Source organism: Nocardia transvalensis (assembly GCF_015477765.1).
GTDB lineage: Bacteria > Actinomycetota > Actinomycetes > Mycobacteriales > Mycobacteriaceae > Nocardia > Nocardia transvalensis_A.
The window spans coordinates 237,498-249,267 of sequence record NZ_JADLQQ010000010.1 but is presented as its reverse complement, the minus strand read 5'-3'; the positions used below and the strand labels follow the sequence as shown (position 1 = coordinate 249,267).

At 61.9% G+C, this 11,770-nt stretch carries 14 protein-coding genes; 6 read left to right on the top strand and 8 right to left on the bottom strand.

The window, feature by feature from the left end; genetic code table 11:
- Positions 1-195: 195 nt before the first annotated feature.
- The gene (locus IU452_RS28465; RefSeq protein ID WP_195112268.1) at positions 196-573 is read right to left on the bottom strand and encodes a hypothetical protein; all 378 of its coding nucleotides are present in this window, start codon (positions 571-573) and stop codon (positions 196-198) included.
- Entirely contained in the window at positions 573-953 is a 381-nt protein-coding gene (locus IU452_RS28460; protein WP_195112267.1) for a hypothetical protein, read from the bottom strand. Before IU452_RS28460 ends, IU452_RS28465 begins: the two co-directional genes overlap by 1 nt.
- 298 nt (positions 954-1,251) lie before the next feature.
- Here IU452_RS28460 and IU452_RS28455 point away from each other — a divergent pair, with 298 nt between their 5' ends.
- Positions 1,252-1,395 (top strand): hypothetical protein, encoded by a 144-nt coding sequence (locus IU452_RS28455; RefSeq protein WP_195112266.1) that lies wholly within the window; start codon positions 1,252-1,254, stop codon positions 1,393-1,395.
- Positions 1,396-1,541: 146 nt separating this feature from the next.
- On the opposite strand, the gene IU452_RS28450 is transcribed toward IU452_RS28455, so the two are convergent.
- Entirely contained in the window at positions 1,542-1,979 is a 438-nt protein-coding gene (locus IU452_RS28450; RefSeq protein WP_195112265.1) for a hypothetical protein, read from the bottom strand.
- Between the two features lie 32 nt (positions 1,980-2,011).
- Between IU452_RS28450 and IU452_RS39025 the strand changes: the two genes are divergently transcribed.
- The 3 genes from IU452_RS39025 to IU452_RS28440 all read left to right on the top strand — a co-directional run bounded on the left by IU452_RS39025 (position 2,012) and on the right by IU452_RS28440 (position 4,864).
- Complete coding sequence (locus tag IU452_RS39025; RefSeq protein WP_267467664.1) at positions 2,012-2,134, top strand: hypothetical protein; 123 nt, start codon at positions 2,012-2,014, stop codon at positions 2,132-2,134.
- 277 nt (positions 2,135-2,411) lie between these two features.
- Complete coding sequence (locus IU452_RS28445) at positions 2,412-3,806, top strand: cytochrome P450 (RefSeq protein ID WP_195112264.1); 1,395 nt, start codon at positions 2,412-2,414, stop codon at positions 3,804-3,806.
- 23 nt (positions 3,807-3,829) lie between these two features.
- Positions 3,830-4,864, top strand: coding sequence for a GAF domain-containing protein (locus tag IU452_RS28440; RefSeq protein ID WP_195112263.1), 1,035 nt, complete (start codon positions 3,830-3,832; stop codon positions 4,862-4,864).
- Positions 4,865-4,880: 16 nt separating this feature from the next.
- Here the strand turns inward: IU452_RS28440 and IU452_RS28435 are convergent, their stop codons facing one another.
- From IU452_RS28435 to IU452_RS28415, 5 genes are all read right to left on the bottom strand, one after another.
- On the bottom strand, positions 4,881-6,101 hold the full coding sequence (locus IU452_RS28435) for an FAD-dependent oxidoreductase (RefSeq protein WP_195112262.1): 1,221 nt from the start codon (positions 6,099-6,101) through the stop codon (positions 4,881-4,883).
- Positions 6,102-6,278: 177 nt separating this feature from the next.
- Positions 6,279-6,746 carry a helix-turn-helix domain-containing protein gene (locus IU452_RS28430; RefSeq protein WP_195112261.1) on the bottom strand — a complete coding sequence of 156 codons (468 nt, stop codon included), beginning with the start codon at positions 6,744-6,746 and terminating at the stop codon, positions 6,279-6,281.
- Between the two features lie 373 nt (positions 6,747-7,119).
- Positions 7,120-8,277, bottom strand: a complete 1,158-nt coding sequence (locus IU452_RS28425) for an MAB_1171c family putative transporter (protein WP_195112260.1) — start codon at positions 8,275-8,277, stop codon at positions 7,120-7,122.
- Positions 8,274-8,795: a hypothetical protein gene (locus tag IU452_RS28420; RefSeq protein ID WP_195112259.1), complete on the bottom strand. Its 522-nt coding sequence runs from the start codon at positions 8,793-8,795 to the stop codon at positions 8,274-8,276. Before IU452_RS28420 ends, IU452_RS28425 begins: the two co-directional genes overlap by 4 nt.
- An 84-nt stretch (positions 8,796-8,879) precedes the next feature.
- Positions 8,880-9,329: a helix-turn-helix domain-containing protein gene (locus IU452_RS28415; protein ID WP_195112258.1), complete on the bottom strand. Its 450-nt coding sequence runs from the start codon at positions 9,327-9,329 to the stop codon at positions 8,880-8,882.
- A 744-nt stretch (positions 9,330-10,073) separates the two neighbouring features.
- Between IU452_RS28415 and IU452_RS28410 the strand changes: the two genes are divergently transcribed.
- Positions 10,074-11,120 carry a ParB/RepB/Spo0J family partition protein gene (locus IU452_RS28410; protein ID WP_228818892.1) on the top strand — a complete coding sequence of 349 codons (1,047 nt, stop codon included), beginning with the start codon at positions 10,074-10,076 and terminating at the stop codon, positions 11,118-11,120.
- 136 nt (positions 11,121-11,256) lie between these two features.
- Complete coding sequence (locus tag IU452_RS39020; protein ID WP_195112256.1) at positions 11,257-11,712, top strand: GNAT family N-acetyltransferase; 456 nt, start codon at positions 11,257-11,259, stop codon at positions 11,710-11,712.
- Positions 11,713-11,770: the final 58 nt, after the last annotated feature.

The following is an 11,770-nucleotide window of genomic DNA, read 5'->3' as shown; positions in this document are numbered from 1 at the left end:
CCGGACCTCATCATCACCCCGGCGATGAGGTCATAGTCTGTTCATTTCACGGTTAGACACACCTCCCCTCGGTTCGGTTCCGTTGGTGTACAGCTATTTCCGAACACCCACGGCGGTCGAGCCGACTCGTCGTGGCGGCCGGCCACGGACATGGTGCAATGTCGCCTCCATGGTATTTGGTAACTGTAACCACATTCATGAAACCTCGTTTTCGCCTGTCGTGGTCACCTGTCGGTCACAACTGTCGCCTGGACGCATGCGCATGTCGTGTGCCAGCTTGCTCAGAGCATCGAGAACCTCTTGAAATGTCATGTCTTCGGGCCTACTTCCGGGAGCCAACTCGTGGTCTACGTCGTCGGCAGCGAAGTTGATGCCGCGCATTTGTGCACGTTCGCGTAAGGTCATCTTCTGCGGTGTGAGCCGATTGTGATGTACGAGTGTGTGGTAGGCGACCCACTTCCACGCGCATCGATCGGTCCGGCATGCGCGATGCCGCTGCATCTGCGTATGCGCCAACTCGATCTCAGTGAGGCCGCAGATGTTCGGCGGGGTAACGATCGTGTTCTCCTTCATCACACACCCCTTGCCTCGACCTTGGGTGTGGGCGGCGTGCAATGCGTCCATGTGCTGTTCGGGCAGACGACTTCTAGGTCGAAACCCTCATCGCAGATCAACGCAGGCTGGTTGTCCACCTGCCCGAGGTCGTAGACCACAATGACGTCGGCGTCGAGCCCGGCCGCCATTCCGAGCGCGTATCCGATTGGCTCATCGACGTCGACGGGGGGCCGCGCGGTGTACACATACCGGTAGCCGAGCGAGTGTGCGTGGCGCTGTACATCGATGGCGTGGCGCGCCGCTCTTAGTCCAGAAACGTCGCTGCGCACGAACCCGATGGCTTTCGGCGGATCCGCAATGACCGCCTTTGGCGGCTCGACCATTTGCATGTGGGTCATTGATACCCCCAGAAATAGAGATGTATAAGGCTATTTCGCTACTGCGAAGCCGCGCACTCGCGGCGTTTGGGCAGTTGGCTTCGAAAGCCTGCCATGCCTCGGCGAATCCCTGCGGCTCGTGTATTCGGGTCGATGCGGTGCGGTGGAAGGCTAACGATGAGTCGCTGCCGTGTATCCGCGTCTTATTGGCCGCACGTTCAAAGTCGAAGCAACGATATGCCGACCTCGTTGAATCGCGGCGATGGGTCGCGTTCGAGCGTGTACAGGAGGGCTTTCAGCTCTTCAGGGGGCACCCCGGATGCGCTACCTGAAGGTGTTCGAGTCCGCCCAGGTGCGGACGTTCTCGGCTGTACCGGAGGGCTCGCCTCGGTCGAAGCCGGTCTCGCACATCACCACGGTGGTTGGTGAGATCTCCTCCCGCTATCGCCACTTCCCGCAGTGAAGCATTCGGGTGGTCGGTGATCATCCCTTGTGCATCGCGACCTCCACGCTGCTCGTTCTTTTACTCTAATCAACGAATCCAAAACCATACACATCGATAACAGTTAAGGTGTTGTGGTCTGAGAGTAGGCGTCGTCAGGAACAGAGTCAACCCACATCGAGATGTTTACGGTGCACATTTTTCGATACCAGTGCGCCGGCGTCGCAGATGATCATCGACGTGGGCGGCTCACAGACACCGTGGAAGCCTGGGTCCACAATCGCCGGGCCGGTGCCCAGATGGACGAATTCCCATCCGAGGCAACTGGCGGCGTGGTGGTATCCGTCAGTGTGTAACTGGGTGATCCGCTCGACGATGGCGTCGACCCCATGCGTCTCGGCGATTTTCTGAAGGTTGTGAGGGTCTGGTCGTGATCCCTCGCTGTGCCCGAATGTTGGCGGTGACGCCTGGTGCAAGATCGTGTGAGCAGTGGCGGCATGCGTGATCGACGTGAGAAGTTCTGCCGGGCTCAAACTGCTCGCGGGCTCGGTCCCTTGATCGGTGGGTGCAGCGCTGCTGTGTGTATGTGGTTCCGAGGTTGTCATCGGTAGCCCCTACCCTTGTTCGGGCACTGGACATGCCGGTCACCGAGGTCTACTTCGCCTATGACCGCGGCCGCCACCGCCCCGCCGACGAGCCGCAGCCCGGTGCCCGTTGGGTGGCACCAACCTTGCCCGGCGCACCCGCGACCGGCACTTGACATCACGGGGGCGAGGTGGTGGTGCAGTGCAATAGCGACAACAGTGATGGCAGCCTCCGGTGGCGGTCGTTTCGCATTCCGATCACGCGCACAGCACGGGAAATGCACCCGCACTGGGGATCTGTGGAATTAGCGACGCCGCTGGGGGAAGCCGCCCAGCGCACGAACAGTGAACCATGGCCATCGTATGACGTCAATCACCCAGAGCCGTAAGCTCCTTGGTCATGTAATGCATGTAGACGTGGGAATCTGATTGCGAAAGTGAGAGCTTTAGAGCATGACTTCAGCTCCTCCTCTGGGTAGGCTGCCGCACCCGCGCGGGCGCCTACCATTCCTCGGTGATCTCGGTTCCGTGGACCGGCGTCGCACCACCCAGAACGAACTCGTCCTGGCTCAGCGTGGGCTCGGCCCGATTTTCGAGCGGAAGGTGCTGCGCAACCGGGTGATCATTGTGTCCGGTGCGCGGCTGGCGGCCGAGTGCTGCGATGAAACGTCGTGGGCTCGGTGCCTTGCCGGGCCCGTCAAAATGCTGCGCGAGATTGTGCCCGAGGGCTTGTTCACCGCCCGGACGTCGAATCCGTTGTGGGGGCAGGCCCGTCGCATCCTCACTCCGGGGTTCAGCCAGACGGCCATGCGGGTCTACCACGAGGCGATGACAAGCGTCGCCGATGACCTGGTCGCGGAGTGGTCGACCGCGGAGGGCGGCGTGATCGACGTGCACGAGTCGATGACGGCCGCGACGCTGGAGGTGATCGGCCGCGCCGGATTCTCCCGCCGGCTCGGGCTTCTCGATGCCGGCGATGTCGACGGCGGCGATTCCCGACGGTTCGCCCAGGCGTTCGCCGAGATTCTCGGCTGGATGAGTGGGCGGGCCAACGATCTGCCGGTGGTCGGCACGGTGCGAACGCTGTTGCGGGCGCGTCACATTCAGGCTCAGGTCGCTGCCATCCGCCGTTACGTCGACACCATGGTGGCCGAGCGCAAGCAGCAGGACACCGGTTCGAATGATTTGCTCGGCTTGATGCTGACCACCGCCGATCCCGAGACCGGTGCATTCCTGCCTGCGGACAATGTTCGCGACCAGGTGCTCACCTTCCTCGTGGCTGGTCACGAAACAACTGCCGCGATGCTGGAAACCGCGCTGCACTACATCGCTTCCGTCCCCGATCTGCAGGATGAGCTGCGGGCTGAGGTCGAAGCTCACGGCGGGTTCGGGTACGACTCGGTGATCCGGATGCGCCGTATTCGCAACGTGCTCAACGAGACGTTGCGGTTGTGGCCGCCGGTGTCGGGGTTCTTCCGCGTCGCCCGCGCCGACCAGGTCCTCGGCGGCTACAAGATTCCGGCCGGGCAATCGGTGTTCGTGCTCGCCCTGGCGGCGCAGCGTGATCGCGAGGTGTGGGGTCCGCAGGCGGAGGATTTCGACCCGGAGCGTTTCGAACCCGACCGGTTGCGGGAGTTCCCGGACCGGTTTCTCCATCCGTTCGGCACCGGGCCGCGGTCGTGTATCGGCCGTGCTTTCGCGCTGCACGAGGCGACGCTGTTGCTGGCCCGGATCCTCGACAGCTACACGGTGAGCGGCGTCGGGCCGCTTCGCATGTACGAGCGGGGCACATTGCGGCCCGAGCCCTACCAGCTCACAGTCCGACCTCGCCATCACTATCAATCCTGAACCGAAGCGGAAAGAAATCTGCGGTGACTTGGTTTGTCGTGGAATGTCTTGCGCCCCTGCCGGAACCGATGACAATCGTCTGCAAGGACGGATCGGCGCGGGCATGGACGTCGTTGCGGATGTTGCGTCGCCACGAATTCGTCGATATCGAGGACCTGCTGGAATCGGTGCGGCGCACCGGAAATCCGATTCAGCGGGTCATCCGTGCCCGGGACGCAGGCATGCGGCTGATCGACATTGTGCCCGTGCTGGGTCCATCAGGTGACGCTCACGGCATGCACCTGTGGATCGGTCCCGACACCGAAGAGCCGACCCCACATCGACCCGCAAACGGCATGTCGTGGTATCTCGATGACCTCCAGGTCCAGGTAACCGCCGAATGGTGGCGGATGTGGCGGGGGCCAGACGGGGCGGCAAACACCTCACTCACGCTCTCGCCGGGCGAGTTCCTCCAGAATGCGGTCCGATTCGACCACATCGATGATCTGGTGGTGACGGCCACCGATCCGGATTCGACTGCTACTCACCTCTCCTGCAGCGTCGTACTCCACGATCAGGGATACCTGATGAACTGGTACAACGTCGCCCGCGGCCGACAAGACGAGCGGCACGTCGGAATGCGCGGTCTCGCCATAGATGTCACCGATACCAAGCCGCCGGCGATCAGCCCTGTCGACGTACTCGGTCTCACCTCCAATACGTACAGCGCGCGCGGCGAGGGCTGGTCGACGAAGCCACCCCGCGACGACGAGCCCGTGGCTGCCCTGCTCGCATACTCTCCGAGCATTCCTATGCCCGTCGTCGCCGCATGGATCAACCGGCCCAGCTGGATCGACTGGGAGCGCGAAGGCGATCCTGTGCTCTTCCATCCCGACGACTGCGAGCCGCTGCGCCGCACATTCGAAACCCTCATCGACGGCGAAGTCGTCACCACCGCACGTATCCGTGCGTTCACCGACACCGGATGGCAGCCCGTCACCGTCACCTCCCGCCGCTACCCCGGCGACCTCGGCGACCGCCTCCACTTCATCCGGATCGCGAAAACCGGCGATTTATAGGGCGATTAATAGTTAGCTATGGTGTGCCCGACTTGTGGTCGTGCTGGTGTTCGCTCTGTGTGATGGAAGCGTTCCAGTCGATGTGGTGGTCGGTGAGCCAGTCGGCGGTGTTGGCGGTGCGACCCTGGAGTCGTTTGAGAATCACACGATCTCGGATCATGCGCTGCAGGCGGCTGGCGGGCGTGGCGGCTTTGCTCATGCGTGCACTGGTGGCCATCACGCGTGCCACGCGGGGGCGACGCAGCCGATCGTAAGCGGTGAAAGCGTCCTCGATGGTCGGCAGATCGCGCAGGCATTGGGCCAGTACGATGCTGTCTTCCATCGCCATCGACGCACCGTGGCCGGCTTGAGGTATCGCCGCATGGGCCGCGTCACCCACGACGATCATGTTGTGCGTGTGCCACGTGGGGAGGGCGGGTAAGTGATAGGCCGGGACCGCGACAACGTCGTCGGTGGACCGGATGAAGTCCGCGACGGGGGTGTTGTCGCCGGCCACGAGATCGACCGCTTGGTGTTTCCAGTGTTCTGCCGTGGTGATGACGTTTTCCGTGTTGTCCGGTTGTGGCCCAGGGATGTTGGTGAACCACCAGGTTTTCCCGTCCGGGGCGGTGATGTAGACGAACGTGACGCGGCGGCCGTAGAAGATGCGGTAGGTCGCCGACGTAGCCGGGACCGGTGTATCGCGGGTGTATCCACAGACCGTGGTGGTCCCGGTGTACTGAGCTTCGGGTGCGGTGGGGTCGATGAGGTTACGGACCGTAGAGTGCACGCCATCCGCGCCGATCAGCAGGTCGCCCTCGCTGCGGCTGCCGTCGTCGAAGCAGGCCACCACGCCACCGTCGGGGGCGTCGGTGGTCATGGTCAGACGTTTCCCGTATTCGATGCGCAGACCACGCCGGATGGCCTCGTCCCGCAGGACCCGATACAACTGTGCGCGTGTGAGTGTGCGAGGGCCGCCGCCGTTTCGGCCGCTCATGGTGCCCTGTCCCAGGAGGCGTCCGTTGCTGTCGAATGCCTCGGATCGTTCGGCTGGGAATGAGCAGTCGAGTACGGGCTGGTCGGCCTCAAGCGTGCGGAGGGCGTTCATGCCGTTGGCGAAGATGGCGAGGAAGGCCCCCACGGTGTCGGCGCCGTGCGGATAGGCTTCGTAGACCACGGACTCGATGCCGGCTTTCTGGAGGGCCATCGCGGTGACCGGACCGGCGATGCCACCGCCGATGATGAGTGCGTTGGTCATGATCTGTCTCTATCTATCTGCTGTGGCGTGAAGTGCGCGGAGAGCGCGACGAGTTCGGTGGTATCGGTCTGCAGCCCTCGCTGTGACCGGTGCTGTGGCAATCGCGGTGGCCTCCACCATGTGTCGGTAGTGGGGGTGTGCAGACGCGATGGAGGGTGGAGAACACTCGGCGTTGATTCACCCGTATGCGTCGCCGCGTTCGGCTTGTTCCAACCGGTAGACCACATCTAGCAGATCCATGACCTGCCGGCGGCGTTTGCGGGATAACTCCCCGGCCCGAAGGGCCATCATCTGCGCCTCGCTGCTTTCGGCGATCTCGGTAAGGCGTTGCTGCTCGGCTTTCAGCTCTGCCAAGCGTTGGCCTACCTGGTCGGTGACCGCCTCATCGAAGAAGTAGGCGGGCGGCACCCCGAAGGAATCCGCCAGGGCCTGCACATGTTTCAAGGTCGGGTTGTCTTTGATTCCCTTGCGCAGCTGCCAGATATAGCTTTGCGAGATCGGAACCCCGTCTGCAGTGATCGCCGAGGCCACGTGCTCGTTGCTGTACTCGCGGCCCTCGGCCGAGGTCACCGTCGCGAACAGGTTGTTCAGCTTCTCAGCGAAACTACCGCCCCCACACGGGCCCCCACCGGCACCCTTCCTCATCATGACCTCCGTACAGCCAGTTTCTCGACTATCGTCGACAGCCAAATCGAGACTGTTGGACTGCTGACGACGGTTGAAAAACTGTCACATCGAGATTAGGTGGCCTCCTCCTACGCAGTCTACCAACATCAACACAACGGTGACTCATAATTATCGACATCAGTGCAAATCACCGATAGGGATCATCGCTGCCAGCACCTCGTCAGCCAGCTAGGCCGCGCGCTACCGATGATCAACGCGGGTGGGTCGTCGGACTCCGTTCATCGTGGTTCACGGGTGAGGGGGAGGGGGAGTTCCTCGGCGCGGCTTCGAATCCGAATGCGGACGGACGGAAGAGAAACAGCGCACCTCGTGTCGGTGCCTTCCCGGAAGTTCAGCGTGAGGAGGCGCTCACGGGATGCAGCGCACTGGCGAGAGTGAGGAGTTCGCCGACGTCGGCGTCGAGTCCGTCGGTTACCGGGCTGGCGATCGGCACGGCAGGACCCTCGACATCGATGCCAGCCGCGCGGGCATGCAGCGCTCGCCTCAGCTGGTGTGCCAGCTCGACGGGTGTGACAGCGTCTCGAGGGTCGTTGCCGCGGATGTGGGCGACGTAGGGACTGATGCGGACCAGGCCGTCCCGGCATTCGATGACCCGGCGGTAGAAGCGGCGATGCACGCCTGTGAGGCGGAACCTGTCCAGCCGCGGGTTGCTAGGCATGCGGGTCAGCGCATCTTCCGGGAATTCGGCATGTAGCAGCGTCCACAGCGGGGCGAGGGCGTGGTATGCGCGAAGGTGGCGCCACCAGATACGTGCGGCAGTCACCCTGGTGACCGCGGCTGGCAGGGCGATCCCAATGAGGAACAACCCACAACCGGGTAGCAGCAACATGACTGCGGTCATGTGGACGGGGTTGGGTAGGTTGACGTTCGCGAAGAGGACGGCGCCATCGAGCATGAAGATGAGGCAAACCGGCACCAGCGTCGTCGCTCCCGCCGTGGTGATCAACAGTGCGCGGCGGAACCAACCCACGGCGTGGCGTGCAGCGCGGCCGGTTGACACCGCCGCAGTCACCATCGCGTAGGTCATGAAGGCGTTCGCGGTGGTGTAGAACAACGCGATGCTGGCCACGCCACGAGCGGCCGGATCCTGGTGCGATGCCAGTCTCGCCCCGATGAGCCGCATGTCTGCGGGCATGATCACGGTCGCCACGAACAGCACGATCACAACGGTGACCAGCACAAGAGCGTTCCACTTGGCGCGAACGGCCGCCCGCTGATCATCGAGCAGGGTGAATGAAAAAAAGCACACCATGCAGTACGCACCGGTCAGCACTAGAACCTGGCCGAACAACTGCCACCACATCGCATCCAAGCCCAGGAACCCCCCGCCCTCGATGGCCTGGATTATGCAGGGGAGGTTTCCACTCCAGCACGCAACCATGGCGGTGATCCAGCGCAGCCCTACATCGTGTGGTCGGCGCACCACTAGCGACAGCATCCACACCAAGGCGGCCGCCTCCACCCACGCCACGATCGGTAACGCGATCACAGCCACCCCAACCTGTCATCCAAGGAGGACCCTAGACGCCGTACGGATTCGTCCGACACCAGCTGCGGTGTGACGCGGTCCAGCACCGATGCCCATTCCAGGATGATCGTGGCCACCGTCTCCGCTTCGCGTTCCTGAGCGGTGTCATATGAGGTGCGGCGTAGCGCGCGGCGCACCGCGTCGGGCGGCAGGTCGCTACCGCGGTACAGCTGCGCTATCAGCGACTCGTTCTCTTGATCGCTGCGGTGACCGGCGAGCAGATGCCCGAGCTCATGCAAAATGATGTGATCTTGGTGAGCCTTGGTGGTTTCCTGCTGATAGAGGATGTAGTCAGCTCGTTTGGTGGCGATCCATGCACCGAACGGCCCCGGTACCGTGATTGGGTGCGATACCAGCCGGATCGGTCTCCCCCGCTGCTCGCCGACCCGCTGGCACAGGGCGGCCACATCCAGCGGGGGCCGGATATTCAACTCGTTGAGTAGCCGGCGACAGCGCCGACGTAACTCGCGCTCGGTCATCCCGCGCCCCCTTGGTCTCAGATCAATCCCCCGCGGTATAGGTATTGTGTTGACACACTCGATGGCCGAACACGCAGCGCTGGCTCAGCCGGGCATCTCGCCGCGTTCGGCCTGTTCCAGGCGGTAAACCACATCCAGCAGTTCCATCACCTGCCGACGCCTTTTGCGGGACAACTCTTCGGCCCGGAGAGCCATCATTTGCGCCTCGCTGCTTTCGGCAATCTCGGCCAGGCGGCCCCGCTCGGCCCTCAACTCCGCCAACCGCTCGCCCACCTGGTCGGTGACGGCTTCATCGAAGAAGTAGGCAGGAGGCACACCGAAGAAATCCGCAAGCGCCTGCACGTGTCTCAACGTCGGGTTGACCTTGATGCCTTTGCGTAGCTGCCAGATATAGCTCTGCGAGATCGGCACCCCGTCTGCAGTGATTGCCGAGGCCACCTGTTCGTTGCTGTACTCGCGGCCCTCGGTCGAGGTCACTGTCGCGAACAGGTAGTTCAACTTCCTGGCGAAGCCACCACCTCGATCCCTGTGCATCACACCCTCCTGAGCCGAGCATCCGGCCTCAACCCTTATCGATACAGTCAAATTGCATACCGTTGATAATGGTTGAAGCGCCCCTCGAAGCTAGGCTATGCCCTCTCCCTAATGTGGGTCAACCCACATCAAGGCTCCATTGCTCATAGAGATCGACATTGGTTGTCACACATCGGTGTGTCCGATCCACCGGTGATAGCCAGCAGCCGAGTCCGCGTGAGTGCACCCTCTCGATGTATCGGCACAGATGGCCGTCATTCGAACGCCAATCCATGCTGAGACGCGCGCTGACTCCTGCTCTGGTCACGGCATCCGACGCGTACCGGCGTCGATGTTGATGCGGTGTCCGGACCCGTACAGCAGTATCCCACTGTGACCTGCGATTTCCTTGCGCGGCAGTCGATTTGGGGCCATTTGGCTAGCCTCATCAGCCTATGGTGTGCGCGTACTCCGAGAGGGTGCCGAGCAATCGAGTCGATCCGACCCTATGGCGAGTGCTGATTTGTATCAAGGACCGTTCTGCGGGCGGGCGACGTTGGATTCCGAGATGTGCGTAGAGAGGATGCGCGTAGCGGGTAGAGAGGGAAGCCAAATGAGGTTGAAAACGCTGGCGGGGCGCACGACGCCGTCTTCGCACGCAACGGTCCTCACGCTGCTAGCTAGAGCGATTGATCACGTACTGCACCAACGTGGCCTTTCGCAGCCGAAATCTCTCCGCGTGGATTCGAAGGGCGATTTTGATCCATGAGTAGCGTTACCGATGTTGGTTCTTGTACAGAGAGAACCCTTCCCGTTGTTGGTTCCGTCGGAGAACGGCAGTTCTGTTTGGATGTCGTAGACCTTCCGATCTCCGATCTGCTGCCCCCTGATTCATCACCACGATCAGCAGGTGAGGACGCGAGCCACGTACGAAAGCTGGCCGAATCAACGACTGCGTTGCCCCCGATTGTTGTCCACCGGTCTACGATGCGAATCATCGATGGTCTACATCGACTGCGTGCGGCTCAGCTACGTGGAGAGTCGACCATCGCGGCGGCATTCTTCGACGGCAGCACTAACGAGGCATTCGTTCTGGCGGTAAAACTGAATACGGCACACGGCTTGCCGTTGTCACTGGCGGATCGAAAGGCCGCCGCTCTACGCATCCTGTCGTCGTATCCGGAATGGTCTGACCGGGCAATTGCTGCCATCGCCGGAGTCTCGCCCAAGACCGTTTCCGTGATCCGGCGCCGGTCGACTGTGGAATCTCCACAGTCGACCGGCCGGATAGCACGGAATGGTGTGCTGCATCGGTCCATCGGTCGGCAGGGGCGGCAACGCGCCGCTGAACTGTTCACTGCCGACCCAACCGCCTCCACACGGAAGGTGGCTATGGAAGCTGGCATCTCAGTCACCACGGCCAAGGACGTACGTAGACGCCTGATCCGCGGGGAGACGCCGGCGTCACCCTGCGGCCCTCGTACTGGATCTGCCTCCACTCCCGAAGTGACAGGCAAGCCTGATCCGAACGTGGTTCTCGTCCCCGCCGCTGAGCAGGTGGACACGACACGGGTGTTGCAGCAGTTGCGTCGAGACCCGTCGCTACGATTCACGGAAACTGGTCGTAAACTGCTGCGTTGGTTGGAGATCCCGTTTGGCGATGACGCCGATTGGGACGCCATAATTAGGAGCATCCCGAGCCACTGCGTGCCCGGCCTCGCCGAACTTGCCCGGCAACGCTCACGAGCCTGGCAACAGCTAGCACATCTGCTCTACCAACGCACACAAACCGATTCCTCAACCAAGTGCTGATGGACGATGCTGGCTGGTCCTGTCGCGCTCTGTTGTAACGCCTGCGCACCTACCAACACCTACTCACCAGTACCTACTTGGGCGGTACCACGCAGAGCCATACGGCAGAATCGCTGAAATCAAGAGGGAGATTATAGTGGAAACTAGTGACGTTCCACAACCGGTATATCGGCATACCCGTCTTGCAGACCTTGAAGCTATTTCAGTCATCGAAGTAGAGCTCTTTACCGAGCCATATCCTTTCTCGGTGCTGCGTCAATTGTTTGACTTCCATGGTGACGATTGGTTAGTCGCCGAGTTGGACGGCCAGGTAGTCGGCTATAACCTTACTTTGGAGAAGGGTGGCAGAGCCTTGTTGTCTACTTGCGCGGTGGCCAAAGACTTTCAACACCGCGGTTACGGTCGTATGTTGATGGACTATACGGTGCGGCGACTCCGGGCGCGTGGTGTGCAAACACTTGCTATTACCACATCCCGGGAAAATATCCCTGCAACCAACCTGATCAAGCATGTTGGCTTCGTATTCGTAGAGCACGACGATCAATATTTCGGCCCTGACGAGGCGCGAGATATATATGAATACCGGCTGTGATTCTAGTTCCGAATCGGCGGCGGTATGAATTACCATAATTTCCGCCATCGGAGAGGCT

Coding starts and splice junctions, on each gene's coding strand:
- IU452_RS28465 (WP_195112268.1), bottom strand. CDS start 573: ATGAAGGAGAACACGATCGTTACCCCGCCGAACATCTGCGGCCTCACT.
- IU452_RS28460 (WP_195112267.1), bottom strand. CDS start 953: ATGACCCACATGCAAATGGTCGAGCCGCCAAAGGCGGTCATTGCGGAT.
- IU452_RS28455 (WP_195112266.1), top strand. CDS start 1,252: ATGCGCTACCTGAAGGTGTTCGAGTCCGCCCAGGTGCGGACGTTCTCG.
- IU452_RS28450 (WP_195112265.1), bottom strand. CDS start 1,979: ATGACAACCTCGGAACCACATACACACAGCAGCGCTGCACCCACCGAT.
- IU452_RS39025 (WP_267467664.1), top strand. CDS start 2,012: ATGCCGGTCACCGAGGTCTACTTCGCCTATGACCGCGGCCGCCACCGC.
- IU452_RS28445 (WP_195112264.1), top strand. CDS start 2,412: ATGACTTCAGCTCCTCCTCTGGGTAGGCTGCCGCACCCGCGCGGGCGC.
- IU452_RS28435 (WP_195112262.1), bottom strand. CDS start 6,101: ATGACCAACGCACTCATCATCGGCGGTGGCATCGCCGGTCCGGTCACC.
- IU452_RS28430 (WP_195112261.1), bottom strand. CDS start 6,746: ATGAGGAAGGGTGCCGGTGGGGGCCCGTGTGGGGGCGGTAGTTTCGCT.
- IU452_RS28420 (WP_195112259.1), bottom strand. CDS start 8,795: ATGACCGAGCGCGAGTTACGTCGGCGCTGTCGCCGGCTACTCAACGAG.
- IU452_RS28415 (WP_195112258.1), bottom strand. CDS start 9,329: ATGCACAGGGATCGAGGTGGTGGCTTCGCCAGGAAGTTGAACTACCTG.
- IU452_RS28410 (WP_228818892.1), top strand. CDS start 10,074: ATGAGTAGCGTTACCGATGTTGGTTCTTGTACAGAGAGAACCCTTCCC.